General features: G+C 59.8%; 18 protein-coding genes. 7 read left to right on the top strand and 11 right to left on the bottom strand.

The annotated features are described in order from the left end of the window. The first annotated feature begins 16 nt into the window (after positions 1-16). Positions 17-739 (top strand): RNA polymerase sporulation sigma factor SigE, encoded by a 723-nt coding sequence (sigE, locus tag I6E42_RS04400; RefSeq protein WP_235370712.1) that lies wholly within the window; start codon positions 17-19, stop codon positions 737-739. A gap of 90 nt (positions 740-829) precedes the next feature. Here the strand turns inward: sigE and I6E42_RS04405 are convergent, their stop codons facing one another. The 11 genes from I6E42_RS04405 to I6E42_RS04455 all read right to left on the bottom strand — a co-directional run bounded on the left by I6E42_RS04405 (position 830) and on the right by I6E42_RS04455 (position 11,004). Further along, positions 830-1,414, bottom strand: a complete 585-nt coding sequence (locus I6E42_RS04405; RefSeq protein ID WP_235370713.1) for a helix-turn-helix domain-containing protein — start codon at positions 1,412-1,414, stop codon at positions 830-832. A gap of 85 nt (positions 1,415-1,499) precedes the next feature. Next, positions 1,500-2,192, bottom strand: coding sequence for an MgtC/SapB family protein (locus tag I6E42_RS04410; RefSeq protein WP_235370714.1), 693 nt, complete (start codon positions 2,190-2,192; stop codon positions 1,500-1,502). An 11-nt stretch (positions 2,193-2,203) separates the two neighbouring features. Beyond that, positions 2,204-2,929, bottom strand: coding sequence for an MgtC/SapB family protein (locus I6E42_RS04415; RefSeq protein ID WP_235370715.1), 726 nt, complete (start codon positions 2,927-2,929; stop codon positions 2,204-2,206). A 72-nt stretch (positions 2,930-3,001) separates the two neighbouring features. Next, entirely contained in the window at positions 3,002-3,577 is a 576-nt protein-coding gene (locus I6E42_RS04420; protein ID WP_235370716.1) for a YcxB family protein, read from the bottom strand. A 136-nt stretch (positions 3,578-3,713) separates the two neighbouring features. Beyond that, the gene (locus I6E42_RS04425) at positions 3,714-5,027 is read right to left on the bottom strand and encodes a TRAP transporter large permease (protein WP_235370717.1); all 1,314 of its coding nucleotides are present in this window, start codon (positions 5,025-5,027) and stop codon (positions 3,714-3,716) included. After that, a complete protein-coding gene (locus I6E42_RS04430; RefSeq protein ID WP_235370718.1) occupies positions 5,024-5,578 on the bottom strand; it encodes a TRAP transporter small permease in 555 nt (184 codons plus the stop codon). Before I6E42_RS04430 ends, I6E42_RS04425 begins: the two co-directional genes overlap by 4 nt. Before the next feature lie 160 nt (positions 5,579-5,738). Then, on the bottom strand, positions 5,739-6,833 hold the full coding sequence (gene dctP, locus I6E42_RS04435) for a TRAP transporter substrate-binding protein DctP (RefSeq protein ID WP_235370719.1): 1,095 nt from the start codon (positions 6,831-6,833) through the stop codon (positions 5,739-5,741). A gap of 258 nt (positions 6,834-7,091) precedes the next feature. Then, positions 7,092-7,883: an HAD-IIA family hydrolase gene (locus tag I6E42_RS04440; protein WP_235370720.1), complete on the bottom strand. Its 792-nt coding sequence runs from the start codon at positions 7,881-7,883 to the stop codon at positions 7,092-7,094. 38 nt (positions 7,884-7,921) lie between these two features. Further along, positions 7,922-9,094, bottom strand: a complete 1,173-nt coding sequence (locus I6E42_RS04445; protein ID WP_235370721.1) for an NAD(P)-dependent malic enzyme — start codon at positions 9,092-9,094, stop codon at positions 7,922-7,924. A gap of 32 nt (positions 9,095-9,126) precedes the next feature. Further along, positions 9,127-10,236, bottom strand: a complete 1,110-nt coding sequence (locus I6E42_RS04450; RefSeq protein WP_235370722.1) for an Ldh family oxidoreductase — start codon at positions 10,234-10,236, stop codon at positions 9,127-9,129. 198 nt (positions 10,237-10,434) lie between these two features. Then, entirely contained in the window at positions 10,435-11,004 is a 570-nt protein-coding gene (locus I6E42_RS04455) for a glycerol-3-phosphate responsive antiterminator (protein ID WP_328284079.1), read from the bottom strand. 285 nt (positions 11,005-11,289) lie between these two features. On the opposite strand from I6E42_RS04455, the gene I6E42_RS04460 reads away from it, so the two are divergent. The 6 genes from I6E42_RS04460 (at position 11,290) to I6E42_RS04485 (ending at position 16,592) form a co-directional block, all read left to right on the top strand. Further along, the gene (locus I6E42_RS04460; RefSeq protein WP_235370723.1) at positions 11,290-11,952 is read left to right on the top strand and encodes a redox-sensing transcriptional repressor Rex; all 663 of its coding nucleotides are present in this window, start codon (positions 11,290-11,292) and stop codon (positions 11,950-11,952) included. Then, entirely contained in the window at positions 11,949-13,058 is a 1,110-nt protein-coding gene (locus tag I6E42_RS04465; RefSeq protein WP_235370724.1) for an S-layer homology domain-containing protein, read from the top strand. The genes I6E42_RS04460 and I6E42_RS04465 overlap by 4 nt, the downstream gene beginning before the upstream one ends. A gap of 89 nt (positions 13,059-13,147) precedes the next feature. Then, complete coding sequence (locus I6E42_RS04470) at positions 13,148-13,291, top strand: hypothetical protein (protein WP_235370725.1); 144 nt, start codon at positions 13,148-13,150, stop codon at positions 13,289-13,291. Positions 13,292-13,801: 510 nt separating this feature from the next. Then, positions 13,802-15,112 carry an electron transport complex subunit RsxC gene (gene rsxC / locus I6E42_RS04475; RefSeq protein WP_235370726.1) on the top strand — a complete coding sequence of 437 codons (1,311 nt, stop codon included), beginning with the start codon at positions 13,802-13,804 and terminating at the stop codon, positions 15,110-15,112. Continuing rightward, positions 15,112-16,062, top strand: coding sequence for an RnfABCDGE type electron transport complex subunit D (locus I6E42_RS04480; RefSeq protein WP_235370727.1), 951 nt, complete (start codon positions 15,112-15,114; stop codon positions 16,060-16,062). The genes rsxC and I6E42_RS04480 overlap by 1 nt, the downstream gene beginning before the upstream one ends. Beyond that, positions 16,059-16,592, top strand: coding sequence for an FMN-binding protein (locus I6E42_RS04485; RefSeq protein WP_235370728.1), 534 nt, complete (start codon positions 16,059-16,061; stop codon positions 16,590-16,592). The genes I6E42_RS04480 and I6E42_RS04485 overlap by 4 nt, the downstream gene beginning before the upstream one ends. Positions 16,593-16,611 lie beyond the last annotated feature (19 nt).

Raw genomic sequence — 16,611 nt, forward strand, 5'->3', positions numbered from 1 at the left:
AAGGTCGGAGGAGTGCATGAAAGGAATATTCTGGAGCCTGAAAGATCGCCTGGGGTCTATCTTGACACGGCTGGGCCTGTGCCTGCCGGGAAAAGTGATGTACATAGGGGGCAGCGACACCCTGCCCCCGCCGCTGAGCCGGGAGGAAGAAGCCGGGATGATCGCACGCCTGGGGGAGGGGGACAGTCAGGCGCGGAATCTGCTGATCGAGCACAACCTCCGCCTGGTGGCCTATATTGCCCGACGGTTTGAGAATACCGGGATCAACATCGAAGATCTGATCTCCATCGGCACCATTGGCCTGATCAAAGCGGTGGGCACTTACCAGCCGGACCGCAGCATCAAACTGGCCACCTACGCCAGCCGGTGCATCGAAAATGAGATCCTGATGTACCTGCGCAAGACGGCCAGCCAGAAAACGGAGCTGTCCTTTGATGAACCGCTGAACACCGACTGGGACGGCAACGAGCTGCTACTGTCCGATGTGCTGGGTACCGACGGGGACCTGGTCATGCGGCCCATTGAAGCGGATGTGGACCGGCAGCTGCTGCGCCGGGCCATGGACCGGCTGGAGGAGCGGGAGCGCACCATCATCACCCTGCGTTTTGGCCTGGACGGGCGCCGTGAACGGACGCAGAAGGAGGTGGCCGATCAGCTGGGTATTTCCCAGTCCTACATCTCCCGTCTGGAGAAGCGGATCATCGCCCGGCTGAAAAAGGAGATCATAAGAATGATGTGAATGGCAGCCGGGTGAGGAGAAGGCGGGGACGCGCGCGTGGAAAGAGAGGAAAAAGGAGCCGGTCATTGTGACCGGCTCCTTCTCTTTCGTTCACAGAGGCTGGCGGAACAGCCCGTGTTCGGTGCAGTACCAGAACAGCATTCCGTGGCCCCGGCGGGGCAGACGGACCTGGAAATCCCACTCCGGCCACCGCTTGATCACCGTGGCCTGCTCCCCGGACACCAGGGCGGCAAAGGACAGGTAGTGACCCTTGACCATGGGGTGGGAGGCGGTGATGAACCAGTCGTCCTCCACCTGCTCAAAGGTCAGGCGGTGTTCCTCGTCGGGCTTCCGGGGCTCCAGCGCCTCCAGCTTTCTACCGCAGCAGGACAGTACAGCGGAGCCTGTGGCGGTGATGAGGTTGCCGCACTGGGGGCAGACATAAAATTTCAGTTGACGCATACTTCCTCCATCCGGATCTTGCTCCTCTAGCTCTCCGGCCAGCAGGCGCTCCACCGGAACGCCCAGGGCCTGGGCCAGACTGGGCAGGAGGGATACGTCGGGGCAGCCAAATCCCCGTTCCCATTTGCTGACTGCGCGGTCTGTGACCCCCAGGACGTCAGCCAGAGCCTGCTGGGTCATATGCTGTTCCGCCCGCAGGGCGCGGATGAGCGAGCCGGTTTTCTGTTGATCCATTCTTCATCCCTCCAACGGCATTATGACAGAGCGGGGGAGAAAAGGCAACCAACGGTCCGTTGAGCCGCGAAAGAAAAGCGCTCATTTACAGCTCCTGGACCAGGACCACGCCCTGGATCGCCTGGAGCTGTCCCAGGAGCCAGTCCGCCTTGCACTTTTTGTTCAGCCGCAGGGTGAAGATGGCGCAGGAGGTGATCTTTTCACCGTCGGAGTTCCGGGTGATCTCCACATCCAGCAGCTTCAGCTCCTGCTCACGGTAGAGCCGAAGCACATTGTCCAGGCAGTTTCTGCCGCTGTACTCCATGTAGAGGTTGATCTCCGGCGCGTTGTCCAGCATCCGGTATTCCAGCTTGGAGAACAGCAGCTCCGCCAGCAGGATCAGCAGGGTGGACAGCAGGCCGCCCTCATAGAAGCCGGCCCCCAGGGTCAAGCCGATGATGGCGGCCGCCCACAGTCCGGCGGCAGTGGTCAGGCCCTTGACCCGCTGGCGGCGGGTGACGATGATGGTGCCCGCGCCGATGAAACCGACCCCGGCCACCACCTGGGCGCCCAGACGGGCCATATCGGTGTAGTAATGGAGCACCAGATAGAGGTACTGGCTGGTCAGGGTGGTCATGGCCGCCCCCAGGCAGATGAGGATATGGGTGCGGAAACCGGCCGGACGCCGCTTATATTCCCGTTCCATGCCGATAATGCCGCCGCAGATGACGGCCAGCAGCATCCGGACCGCCACGGACAGGAAGGTGATGTCCCGCAGGGGATCGAGAATCGATAACATGACCTACCCTCCTATACTTCGTCAATGACGGTGATGTTCTCCAGTTCGGAGATGGCCGTCAGGACCTGTTCGTGGGCGCGCCGCTGGTTCAGGCGGATGGAGAATACCGCGCTGGGCCGCTGGGCGTACTGTTCCTTGCCTCTGGTGATGTCCACGTCGTAGATCTGGGCGTCCTGCGCCTTGATCTGGCTGATGATCGCTCCCACGTCGTCCAGAGAGGTGAACTCCACATAGATGTTCATATTCCGGGCGCGCTCCACAATGGCGGACTCCAGAGAGGGAAGGAAGCGGATACACAGGAAAATCAGCAGGAAGGCCAGGATCACGCACTCATAGAAGCCCGCGCCGATGGCCAGACCCATGCAGGCGGAGGCCCAGAGCCCGGCGGCGGTGGTCAGGCCCTTGACCTCCTGTTTCCCGGTGACGATGATGGTGCCGGCGCCCAAAAAGCCGATGCCGTTGATCACCTGGGCGCCGAAACGGGAGACGTCGGTACGGATGCCTACCTCCTGGGCCACGCTGTTCCAGGGACCGTACAGCATCATGCTCTCGTATTGACTGAGCAATACTGTCAGCGCCGCTCCCATGCAGACGAACATGTAGGTGCGGAAGCCCGCTGCCCGGCCTTTTTTCGCCCGCTCGATCCCCAGCATACCGCCGAAAAGCATGGCCAGGACCAGCCGTAAAGCCACAGCCGGCAGGTTGCACTGCCGGAAATAGTCAAAGAAAACGATCATTGGGAGATGCCCCCTTTCTCTTGGCCGGCGGATGTGCTGCCGCCGGAACACAGGACATCGGTTGTTACAAAATCATGGCTGAGAAGCCTTTTTCCGGGCGGAAAGCCGGTGCAGGACACGGATGATGGGAGCGGAGCGGGCATGGAAGACCAGACCGGACCGTTCCTCCAAAAAGAGGCGGAAATCCGGGACCTTTTCTCCCAGTGCTGCTTTGGGGACCATGTATCCGCCAAACTGGTCCCGGAACAGGTAAAAATACTCCATATCCTCCCCCAAACGGCAGATGTCGGCGTAGGCCAGGGAACTGTCTTTCTTCTCTCCGGCCGGGAGGGGGATGACGTCCATGGCTTTGTCACGGAACACATACCGGGAGGCGGGGAACGGCATGCCGGATTCTTTGATCTGAGCCGTCAGCTTGTGGGCTGTGTGATTGGCGGAGCTGTACGTGCTGGTGGTCAGATAGCAGCCATAGGCCACAAGGAGAATGCCCCACCAGCTGGAAAAATTCAAAACGCCTGCGATCACAAAGGCCAGACTGAGAAGGGTGCGGACCGTGCGGTTGCTTTTGCAGAAAAGGTCGTACTGCATATGGGCCAGAGATTCGAAACTCTCCTCACTGTGGTGCATCTCTACTTCATAGTATGTCATATCCATCTCCACCTGCTCTGCGTTCCGGGCGCCGGAACGGTTGGTTGGACCGCCCTGACGGGCGGTTTGATAAAAAATCTGAGAGGCCACACGACCTCTCAGATTATGTGACATGCTGGGAGACCAGAGTCACTGGTCAGGCTGCCGCGCCGTACATCAGGTCGGGAAGAATGGTGATCAGCACCGGACAGAAGGTCAGCAACATCAGTACCAGGAACAGGCATAGGATAAATGGCCAGACCTCTTTCAGGAAGTCGGTGATGGGACACCTGGTAATGCCGCAGGTGGTGAACATCATGGAGCCGAAGGGAGGCGTGATGCCGCCGATCATGATATTGACGATGGCCACCAGGCCGAAGTGATAGACATCGATGCCCAGAGTCCGCGCCACAGGCAGCAGCAGAGGGGTGATGATCATCAGAGCCGCGCCGCCCTCCAGGAACATACCCATGATCAGGAAGACCACGTTGCACAGGATCATGAAGACCCACTTGTTCTCGGTGATCCCCAGGATCGCGCTGGCGACAATCTTGGGCAGGTTGATCCAGGTCATATACTGGCCGAACACATTTGCGGACACCATGATCAGGACCACGCTGGAGGTGCCGGAGATGGTATCCAGCAGGATGGGGATCAGGTGCTTGCGGAGGCTGAGCTTTTTGTAGACCAGCCGCCCGATGATGAAGGAGTACAGGACCGCGATGGCGCCGCCCTCAGAGGGGGTGAACATGCCGAAGCGCATACCCAAAATGATGCCGAAGGGGAAGAACAGCCCCCAGAAGGAAATCAGAGCCTGCTTCAGAATGACCCGGATGGGGGGGAATTTATCACGGGTGGTGGGGTAATTGCGCTTGTGGGAAATGATGGCCACGGTGATCATCATGGAGATGGCCATCAGGATGCCGGGGATATAGCCGGCGGCGAAGGTCCGGCCCAGAGAGGCTTGAGCGATCAGGGTGAAAACGATCAGGTTGACTCCGGGGGGGATGACGGGGGTAGCCGCAGAGGAGGCGGCAGTGATGGCTGCGGAGAAGGCCTTGGAGTAACCGCGCTTCTCCATCTCGGGGACCAGCATCTTGGACTGCATGGCGCAGTCGGCGTTGGCGGAGCCGGAGCAGCCGCCCATGAGCATGGACAGAAGAACGTTGACCTGAGCCAGACCGCCCTTCATATGTCCTGTGACACATTCACAGAAGTCCATCAGTTTGTCGCTGATCCCGCCGAAGTTCATCACCGAACCGGCCATGATGAAGAAGGGGATGGCCAGCATGGAAAAGGATTGGGTGGAGTTCATGACCTTCTGAAGGATCAGCCAGGGAAGGGAGGTGGTGTCGATGAACAGGAAGTAGAAGAAAGTGGACCCGAACAAGGCGTAGACAATGGGCAGACCCAGGAAATAGAGGATGAAGACCATGAAAATGGGGATCATGTCCGTAAAAGTCAACGTCATTCTTCAATCCCCCCTTCTTCTGCCGCCTGCGCGGCCGCGGGCTTCTTTTTGATGATGTGCAGACGGTCCGTCAGCAGGAAGTAAATGGAGTAAATGGTGGACAGGCCGAAGCCGATGGGAACAGCGATACCGGTGTAGACCTTGGGCACCCGCAGCATATCGGTTAGCGCGATCTTCAGGACGCCTCGGGAGAAGACCAGGTTGTAAGCATACTGGGCGCTGATCACGGTGAGCATGATCAGGATGAGCAGCTCCACGACGCTCATGATGTCACGAACGATATTCCGGACCTTGGGAGGCATCAGGTTGACCAGGATGTCGATGCCCAAGTGGGAGTGCTTACGGTAGGCATAGGCGCTGCCGATAAACACAGTCCACACGAACAGGCTGGTAACGACTTCTTCGCTCCACTGGATGGGGCTGTTCAGGAAGTACCGGCAGATAACGTTCAGGTTGACCAGAATCGTACACAGTGACAGGGTCACCGCGGTGATAATGGCGTCCAGATTTGTCAGGACCGTTTTAAGAGTGATCTTTTTTTTATGTTCCATACGCATTTCCTTACAAAATCAGTTGGGATGGTACGAACTCGCACGGCATTGGGAAAGGAACTTTGCTTTTAAGGACCTCAGCATAGGCCGCCCATTCACTCGGACGGCCTATGCTGAGTGAAATGTTACATGTTTTTGGGAAAGAGGGGAATGGAAAAGATCACTTGTTGCTGGCGCGGTAGTCGTTGATCAGAGCGACCAGCTGGTCACGCAGTTCGGGGTTGGCGCCATACTCTTCCACCATCCAGTCATAGACGGGAGCACAGGCCTCGGTGAAGGCGTCCAGGTCCACTTCGTTCCAGGTGACGCCGTTCTCAGCCAGCATCTTCTTCTGGGTATCCTCGTCCTCGGCGCAGCTGGTCTGCTCCCAGATACCGCACTCAACAGCGCACTCGTCGATGATGTTTCTCCACTTCTCGGGGATGGACTGATACAGGTCCTCGGGCATGAACAGCCAGCGGGTGGCGATCAGGTGGTTGGTCAGAGCGACCTTCTTGACCAGCTCATAGGGGGCGCCGGCGCCGGCCAGAGTGGAGGTGGAGCCCTCGAAGCCTTCGACCACGCCGGAGGAGATGGCGGACAGGCACTCAGTGAAGCTCATGGGGGTGGGGATGGCGCCCAGGCACTCAACGGTCTTGGAGAACATGGCGGAGGAGGTGGCGCGCAGCTTGACGCCCGTCAGATCGGCGGGGGTGTAGATGTCGCGGTTGGTGACCACGCTGCGGAAGCCGAAGGAGTAGTGGGTGTCCAGAATGTGGATGTTCTCGGCGGCCAGACGGTCAATAACGTCCTTGACGATGTCGGACTCCATGACGTAGTTGTACTCGTCATTGCTGTTGTACAGCATGGGGCCGATCAGCACAGCGGCGTCGCCCACGTAGTCGGCAAACAGGGAGGGCTCTTCCAGGCCCATCCAGTTGGCGCCGTTGACGGCCTGGGTGACGGAGTCGCCGTAGCAGTCCAGCTCGTTCTGGCCGTAGTAAGTAACATTGATGTGGCCCTCGGTGCGCTCGGTGATCATCTCAGCCAGCTTCTCAGAGGCCTTGTAGTTCCACTCGGTGGGCTGGAATACGTTGGAGAACTTGATGTCCAGATAGAAGTCATCAGCGGGATCGGTCTCGGCGGTGGAGGCGGAGGCGGCGCTGCCGGCGGACGTGGTTCCGGTGGAAGGGGTGGACTTGCTGCCACCGCCGCCGCAGGCGCACAGGGACAGGGTCATGGCCAGGGCAAGAAGCATTGCGATTGTCTTTTTCATCTTAAATCTCTCCTTCTGTTTTTCTGAAAGCCTTTGTTTTGCTGCCCCCGCCGGAGGGGCTCCGGCGGACTTACATTCCCTTCACGCAGGCTTAACAGCAATTTAACGTTTGTCACATTATTATAGAACAGCTGAGAAAAAATGTCAATGAAAGCTAAAAAACAGCGGTTTTCCGGCTGAGATTTTTAGTCAATATAAACAAAAACGCTGCTGCTTTTTGGAAGAATACACAGATTGCCTAGTGGGGAAATAGGGGGATCATCCCATCCGGTCGAAAATCTCCCGGATGTTCTGATAGGTCTCCGAGGGCTGGATATGGAACTTTTCAATGTCCGCGGGCACGCCCTCGCCGGAGAGGACGAAGGCGGTGTCGATGCCGGCATGGACGCCGCAGGCGATGTCGGTGTAGATCCGATCGCCGATAAGGACGGTTTCCTCCCGGGAGTAGCCGTAGCGCTCCATGGACAGCAGGGCCATCTCCGGCTCCGGCTTGCCGATGAATTTGGGCCGCCGGCCGGTGGCGCGAAACAGCATCTCGCACACGGAGCCACAGTCAGGGACGGAGCCGTAGGAGGTGGGACAGACCCAGTCCGGGTTGGTGGCCACGAAGTCCACGCCCCGGCCCAGGAGGATGCAGGCGTCCTCCAGCTTTTGAAAGGTCAGCTCGGTGTCGAAGCCGCAGACCAGCAGGGAGACGCCGTCCTCCAGCTTGTCCGTCACCCGAAAACCCGCCTCGGAAAGCTGCTCCCGGAAGGTCCGGGTGCCGAAGGCGTAGATCAGGGCGTCATCGTATTTGCCCCGCAGGTACCAGACCAGGGCGTCCACGGAGGTGAGGAAATCGTCCGCCGCGGCGGGGATGCCCATGCCCTCCAGCCGGTCCACATAGGCTGAGACGCTGCGGGAGGAGTTGTTGGTGACAAAGAGGTATTTGCCGCCCCGCTCCCGGACGCGGTTGAGGAAATCGAGGGTCCCGTCAAAGAGGGTGTCGCCCAGGTAGATGGTGCCGTCCATATCCAGCAAAAACAGCTTTTTTTGCTTGAAATCGATCATCGATACGCCCTCCGTGGTGGTGAATAGGGGCGGCGCCCTCAGATCCGGGCCACGCCGGATCTTCTGGCGGCCTCAGCCACGGCCTTGGCCACGGCGGGACCCACACGGGGATCGAAGGCCTTGGGGATGATGTACTCCTCGTTGAGCTCCTCGTCGGAGATCAGTCCAGCCAGAGCCTCGGCGGCGGCCATCTTCATCTCCTCGTTGATGTCGCTGGCACGGACGTCAAAGGTGCCGCGGAACACGCCGGGGAAGGCCAGCACATTGTTGATCTGGTTGGGGTAGTCGCTGCGGCCGGTGGAGATGACCCGGGCGCCGCCCGCCTTGGCGTCATCGGGGAAGATCTCGGGGGTGGGGTTGGCGCAGGCGAAGACGATGGCGTCCTTGTTCATGGTCTTGACCATCTCGGTGGTGACGGTGCCGGGGGCGGACACGCCGATAAACACATCGGCGCCCACCAGCATATCGGCCAGGGAGCCGGCCTTCTTCTCCAGGTTGGTGACCTGGGCCATCTCCTCCTTGATCCAGTTCAGGCCCTCGCGGCCCTCATAGATGGCGCCCTTCCGGTCGCACATGGTCACGTTCTTGAATCCGGCGGACAGCAGCAGCTTGACGATGGAGATGGCGGCGGCTCCGGCTCCGGAGGTGACCACCTTCACATCCTCCTTCTTCTTGCCCACAACCTTAAGGGCGTTGGTCAGGCCGGCCAGGGTGATGATGGCGGTGCCGTGCTGGTCGTCATGGAAGATGGGGATGTCGCACTTCTCCTTCAGCTTCCGCTCGATCTCAAAGCAACGGGGGGCGGCGATGTCCTCCAGGTTGATGCCGCCGAAGGAGCCGGAGATCAGGTAGACGGCGTTGACGAACTCGTCCACGTCCTTGGTCTTGACGCACAGAGGGAAGGCGTCCACGCCGCCGAAGGCCTTGAACAGCACGCACTTGCCCTCCATGACGGGCATACCGGCCTCGGGACCGATGTCGCCCAGGCCCAGGACGGCGGAGCCGTCGGTGATGACGGCGCACAGGTTGTGCCGGCGGGTCAGATCATAGCTCTTGTTGATGTCCTTCTGGATCTCCAGGCAGGGCTGGGCCACGCCGGGGGTGTAGGCCAGGGACAGGTCATCCTTGGTGGCAACGGGGACGGTGGCCACCACCTCGATCTTGCCCTTCCATTCGCCGTGCAGGCGCAGGGACTCTTTTGCGTAATCCATGATTCATATCCTCCAATATCAAAAATTGACAATTAGTCTTCAAAGGGGAAGTGGTAGGGCAGCTTCAGCTCGTCGCGCAGTTCAATCAGTTCCTTCTGAATGCCCTCGCCCACAGGCACGCCCTTGTCCTTGCGGTCCTGCCAGGCCAGGTATTCCTTCTCGCCGGCGGTGTAGATCCGCTCGGCGCCGGGGGCCTTCTCCGAAGCGCGCAGGCCGCGGCAGATGTCGCCGGCGGTCTTTTTGAAGGTGTCCAGGCCCATGAAGAACTCGGGGTTGATGACGAAGAAGAAGTGGCCCAGGCGGTACATCTTGTTGCTGCCGTCGGGATTCTTGCCGCTGAGCTCCTTCATGAAGGGGCCGCCGGCCAGGGCGGAGGAGAGGATCTCCACGATGGTGGTGAAGCCGTAGCCCTTGTAGCCGCCGGTCTCCTCACCCAGACCGCCGAGGGAGAGCAGGGCGCACTTGCCGGCCCGCATGTCCTTGAGGATCTTTCCGGAATCGGTCATGGTGCCGCCGTCCTCGGTGACCACCAGTCCCGCGGGAGTGGGCTTGCCCATGCGCTCATAGAACTCGATCTTGCCGTTCTGGACAATGGAGGTGGCGCAGTCGAAGTTGAAGGGGAACTCCTCGTCGGTGGGGATGGTGAAGGTGAAGGGGTTGGTGCCCATCATGGGTTCCACGCCGAAGGTGGGGGCCACGGAGGGCCGGGCGTTGGTGCCGCTGATGCCGATCATGCCGGCCTTTTCCGCCATGGTGGTCCAGTAGCCGGCGATGCCGTAGTGGGTGGAATTGAAGATGGTGCCGCCTGCCATGCCGTACTGCTTGGCCTTCTCAATGAGCATTTCCATCATTTTGTAGCTGGCTACCATGCCCATACCGTTGTTGGCGTCCATCACCACGGTGGTGGGGGTCTCCTTCACAATGTCGATCTTGGTGACGGGCAGCAGGGTGCCGTTTTTGATGCGGTCCAGGTAGATGGGCTTGAAGCGGTTGCAGCCGTGGCTCTCAATGCCCCGGCGGTCAGACTCCAACAGGACGTCGGCGCAGATTTTGGCGTCCTCCTCGGGCACACCGTAAGCCTTGAACACGTCGATCATGAAGTTGTTCATCAGCTCCCAGGATACATAGGGTCTGGTTTCCATAAATCTCGCACTCCTTCTTTATATTTCGGGGCGCCGCGCAAAGAAAAAGAGCGCAGCAACCCCAGGTTTACTGGTAGTTGTCACACTCATCTCAAGCAACTAGTTCAGCTGCCCATATTATAACAGGGAGCTGTGGAAAATGCAAGATTTTTTCTTGCGGTTCAGAAAAAAATTGTGCTATTTGGCGGAGGACCCCGGTCACAGGTCGCGCCACAGACCGCCACAGGAGGTGGAGATGCACTGGGCCCCAGCGGAAAGCGCGCTGATCACGTCCTCCTTTTCGGCGATCAGCCCCCCGGTGATGACCGGGACGTCGGTCATCTCGCACACGCGGCGGATCATTTTGGGCATCACGCCGGGCATGATCTCCACAAGATCTGCGCCGCAGGCGTCGATCTGTTTGCGGAGGTTGGCCAGGGACAGGGAGTCCACCAGAAAGATCCGCAATACTGTCATCAGACCGATGGACTTGGCACGGCGGAGCTGGAGGGGGCGGGTGCTGATGACCCCGTCGGCCCGGGTGAACTCTTTGATGAAGTCGGCGGCGATCTCCTTCCCGGCCAGGCCATGGGTCAGGTCCAGATGTACGAAGGCCAGCTTGCCGGCCGCTTTTGCCCGGTCCACCAGACTGCCGATGCTGCAGATGCTGCCGCACAGGAAAAATAAAATGTCACAGTCGGAGGCCAGAGCCTCCTCCAGCTGTTCTTCGTCGGTCACCGCCGCGATGATGGGGTTTGACTCGAACAGCTGTAATTCCGGTTTCATCATTCGGATCCCCCTATCCGCAGAGGCCGGGCAAAAGACCGCGGGAAAGTGAGAAGACTCTCCCGGCTGCCTGTGCCCGTAGAACAAAGTGCCTGAGCATGTACTGTTTATACTATACTACAAACCAGCCGGATCAGCAAGCAAAAGATGGAAAGGCGTGGAGGATTGGGAAAAAGCTCCGGCTGTGTCCGGGGGACAGGGGGAGGAAAAGCGTTTGACATGGAGGGGGAGATAAGGTAAACTATATAAAGTATTGTTATGTTATCTTCCGTTTGGGGAGCAGTGCCTATGAAACGCAATTCCAAAGTATCTACGGCGGTGATCCGCCGTTTGCCGCGCTATTACCGCCAGTTGTCCGAGCTCCAGGAGGCCGGGACGGTCCGTATCTCCTCCAGCGCTCTGGGAAAGTCCATGGGGCTTACCGCCTCCCAGATCCGGCAGGACCTGTTTTGTTTCGGCGGTTTTGGCCAGCAGGGATACGGCTACAAGGTGGACAGCCTGAAGGAGGAGATCGGCGAGATTCTGGGCATCAACCAGGGCCATACTATCGTGGTGCTGGGTACCGGCAACCTGGGCCGGGCCTTGATCCGCAACTTCAAGTTTTCCAGCAACGGCTTCCGCCTTCTGGCGGCTTTTGATATCAGCGCCCAGGTGGTGGGCACCCAGATCGCCGGCGTGCCCGTATACCACACGGATTCTCTGGAGTCCTTTTTGGCGGAGCATCCGGTGGATGTGGGCCTGCTCACCGTGCCCATCTCGGCAGCCCAGGAGATGGGCGACCGGCTGGTAGCCGCGGGGGTCCGGGGGATCTGGAACTTTACCAACTGCGAGATCTCCGTTTCACGGCCTGAAGTGGTGGTGGAGTCCGTCCACTTTTCCGACAGCCTGCTGGCGCTGAGCTACATGATCTCCCGGGAGGAGACCGGTGGGGACAAGGAGGAGCTTTCATGAAACGACCTGTGCTTCGGCTGGCCTGCGCCCTGGCTGTCCTGACTCTGTTGGCCTGCGGGGCATACGCCTTGACCTCGGGGGACAGTCTGATCTCCCTGAGCTATTTGAAAAACATATTCCTGCCCCAGGCGGTGAGCCAGGGCGGGCAGGCGGCGGAGGAGAAGCTCCAGCAGACCTATGACGGCGCCAAGAGCACGCTGGATCAGCTGCAGAAGGGCTATCTGGCCCAGATCACCGGAGACGAGGGGAACGTCCTGTACAGCGGGACTCTCCAGCCCCGGGATTGGAACGAGGGGGATGAGGTGGAACTGACCACCGGCTCCGGCGTGCTCATGCTGGAGGGGGCCGCTTCCGTCACCCATGATGGCGCGTTTGTCGATGTGACAGCCGGGGAAGAGGTGCCCTCCGGCGGGCGGCTGACGGCCAACCACCGCTATCTGGCGGGGGAGGACACCCAGGCCCGGATCACCGTGCTGTCGGGAGCCGCGCGGCTGGGGGTCCAGGGGGCCTACGATTATACCGGCGGCGGTGTGAAGGCCACCCCCTTTTATGATGTGTGCCGTACCGACTGGTTCTATGGTCCGGTCAATTACGCCTATCAGAACCAGTTGTTTTCCGGTGTGGACGCCCATCATTTCGGGCCGGCTGAGGTCATGAACCGGGCCATGCTGATGACGGTGCTCTACCGGCTGGCCGGGTCCCCGGAGGACCAGCTGGCCGCTGCTGATGTGAGCTTTTCTGACGTATCTGACACCGCCTGGTATGCGTCCTACGTGAAATGGGGGGCGGCGCAGGGCATTACCGCCGGTATCGCTCCCAATCTGTTTGGTCCGGGGCATGAAATCACCCGGGAGCAGATCGTAGCGCTGCTGTACAGTTTCGGGACCAAATACCTGGGATTGACGCTGGAAAAGCGGGCGGACCTGTCGGGGTATCAGGATCTGGCGCAGGCCAGCGGATGGGCCCAGGACGCCCTGTCCTGGGCGGTGGCTGAGGGGATCATCAGCAGCTCCTCCACGGACACTTTGATCCTCAATCCCCAGAGGAGCGCCAGCCGGGCCGAAGTGGCCACCATGCTGCGGGCCTTTGCAGAAAAAATCCTCTGAGCGGCAGAACCCCTGGGTGATCTCCGCATATGATGGAATTGAGAGCGGCAGTTGACCCTCTCAAAACTTCATAACAGGAGGTACTCACAATGGGGTGCTGCAATAACGGTTGGGGCGGCGGAGGCTGTCTGTGGATCATTATCCTTATTATCATTCTGTTCTGCTGCTGCGGCAACGGGAACTGGGGCGGCTGCGGCAATAACAACTGCGGCTGCAACAACGGCTGCTGCTGAGCCGTCGGGATATGCTGGGCGGGCGCGGACCTTCGGGTCCGCGCCCGTTTTTGTTTGTAGGTGTGGGAGTCTCAGTTATACAGAAAAGGTAAGGGCAGAGCCCTTGCCCTGAAAAATCCCCCATTTTTCCGGAGACCGCTCCCCTAAAATGCCCCAATTTTTCGCTGAAACGGAAAATTTTGAAGGACCACTTCATTCCGCACCTGGGAAGGGCTGACTTTTCCCATTTCAATCTTGAAATTTATCCGAAAAAGGTGTATGATAATCTGCATGAACAAGGCCGACGGTCCTCCCGGATTTACAAAGAAAAGCGGGAGAAAGGGACCGGCGGGTTTTGTCGTGCGTCTACTGGACGTGAACGAAACAGGATGCGCTTTGATTCATTTCAGGGAGGGCAATTCGTTTGGGACCGGCCCTCGCTCCGGCAGGGAAGTGGGATTCTGAACACAAAAGAATGAAATGTGTATCCATTGTTCCGGCGATTGCAGTATTAGGGAGGTCGAAATCTGAATGAGCAAATTTCTCAAACGTTCCGCGCAGGGCGCGGGAGTCCCTCATGAGAAGCGGACTTCCAGCCTCGAGACGGTAGTGATGCCCCTGCCGTCGAAGATCGTCCTGTCCATGGCCCAGCACATCGGTGCTCCGGCTGCCCCCACCGTGGCCAAGGGCGACCAGGTCTATGTGGGCACCGTGGTGGGTAAGGCAGGCGGTTTTGTCTCCTCCGACATCCACTCCGGCGTGTCCGGCATCGTGGACGGTATCACCACCATCACCGCCCCCAACGGCGCGGCGCAGACCGCCGTGGTCATCATCCCCGACGGCGAGCAGAAGGTGGATCCCGCCATCAAGGCCCCTGAGGTCACCGACCTGAAGTCCTTCCAGGACGCGGTCCGTGCCAGCGGCCTGGTGGGTCTGGGCGGCGCCGGCTTCCCCACCGCGGTGAAGCTGGCTCCCAAGAACCTGGACGAGATCGACACGCTGCTCATCAACGGCGCCGAGTGTGAGCCTTTCATCACCTCGGATAACCGCTGCCTGCTGGAGGACACCCATTTTATCCTCAGCGGCATCAAGGCCGTGATGAAGTATCTGGAGATCCCCAAGTGCGTCATCGGCATCGAGGGCAACAAGCCCAAGGCCATCGCTAAGATGAAGGACGCCATTGACGTCCCCGGCATTGAGGTCAAGACCTTGGAGTGCCGTTACCCCCAGGGCGCTGAGAAAGTGCTCATTGAGAACTGCACCGGCCGTGAAGTGCCCTTCCCCGGCCTGCCCTCCGATGTGGGCGTCATCGTGATGAACGTCACCTCCGTGGCCTTCGTGGGCAAGTATCTGGAGACCGGCATGCCCCTGGTCACCAAGCGCCTCACCGTGGACGGCGACATCATCAAGGAACCCAAGAACGTGGAAGTCATCATTGGCACCCCCGTTCAGGAGCTGCTTGACTTCTGCGGCGGCCTGACGGACGAGCCCGGCAAGGTGCTGTACGGCGGCCCCATGATGGGCACCTGTATCGCCGACCTGTCCCAGCCCGTCCTGAAGAACAACAACGCCGTGCTGGCCTTCTCCAAGAAGTGGGCCCATCTCCCCAAGGAGACCAACTGCATCCACTGCGGCCGCTGCACCAACGCCTGCCCCCTGGGCCTGTCCGCTAAGGAGATCGTCCAGGCCTATCACGACGGTAACGTGGACCTGCTGAAGGAGCTGAACGCCGACCTGTGCATGAGTTGCGGCACCTGCTCCTTCGTCTGTCCCGCCAAGCGGCCTCTGGCCCCCTCCATCGCCCAGGCCAAGATTATGATGAAGAATGGAGGTAAGAAGTAATGGCCAATAAGCTGATCGTCACCGCCGCACCCCATATCACCAGCGCGGACAGCACCCAGAAGATCATGCAGCGGGTGTGCATCGCCCTGGTGCCCACGCTCATCGCTTCTGTGTTTATCTTTGGCATCAATTCCCTGATCCTCACCGCCGTCACCGTGGCGGCCTGCGTCTTCTTTGAGTGGGCCTACTGCAAGCTGGTGGGCCGTGAGATCCCCGTCGCGGACTTCTCCGCCGTGGTCACCGGCATGCTGCTGGCCTTCAACCTGCCTGCTACCTTCCCCTGGTGGATGGCCATCGTGGGCGCGTTCATCGCCATCGTTATCGTCAAGCAGCTTTTCGGCGGTCTGGGCTACAACTTTGCCAACCCCGCCATCGTGGCCCGTATCGCCCTGGCCATGGGCTTTGCCAGCCGCATGACCAACTTCCCCAAGCCCGCCAACGGCATCGACGCCCTGGCCTCCGCCACTCCTCTGGCCGTCCCCGGTCAGCTGGGCGCCGGCGAGTACGTCACCCTGCTGCTGGGCAATCACGGCGGCGTCCTGGGTGAGACCTGCGCCATCACCATCCTGCTGGGCGGCATCTACCTGATCGTCACCAAGGTGATCAGCCCCATGATCCCCGTTACTTATCTGGCCACTGTGGCTGTCCTGTCTGTCTGCTTCGGCCTGGACCCCATCGTTCAGCTGCTGTCCGGCGGCCTGATGCTGGGCGCCTTCTTCATGGCCACTGACTACGTCACCTCTCCCACTACCGACAAGGGCAAGCTGGTCTTCGGCATTGGCCTTGGCTTTATCACCATGATGATCCGCAAGTTCGGCACCATGAACGAGGGCGTGTCCTTCGCCATCCTGCTGATGAACCTGCTGGTGCCTTACATCGATGTTCTGACCCGTCAGGATAAGCTGGGCATCGCCAAGGTCAAGAAGGAAAAGGAGGGTGCCGCGAAATGAGCAACTGGAACAAAGTATTTAAGCCCATCGTGGTGCTGTGCGTCATCTGCATCATCATCACCGGCGCTCTGGCCGCCACCAACAGCGTGACCGCCCCCATCATCGAGGCCGCCACCATCGCCGCTCAGAACGCGGCCCGTACTGAGCTGCTGCCCGAAGCTGACAGCTTCTCCAAGGTTGAGGGCATCGCGGTGGAAAATGTTTCCGACGTCTATGTGGCCGATAACGGTACCGGCGCCGTCATCACCAGCGCCGGCAAGGGCTACGGCGGCACCATGACCGTCATGGTGGCCTTCACCCCCGAGGGGACCATCAAGCAGCTCAAGGTCACCGAGGCCGCCGAGACCAAGGGCATCGGCAGCAACGTGTCTGAAGGTGTCTCCTATTGGGAGAATTACACCGGCAAGTCCGCCGACAAGGCTCTGGTCCTGGGCACCGACGTGGACGCCTATACCGGCGCCACTATCTCCAGCAAGGCTCTGAATGCGGCTGTCAACTCCGCCATCGAAGCCTACAACATGATTCCTTGAAAGGCGGGTGAGTCAAGAT

It is taken from the genome of Pseudoflavonifractor phocaeensis (assembly GCF_021531815.1).
Lineage (GTDB): Bacteria > Bacillota > Clostridia > Oscillospirales > Oscillospiraceae > Lawsonibacter > Lawsonibacter phocaeensis_A.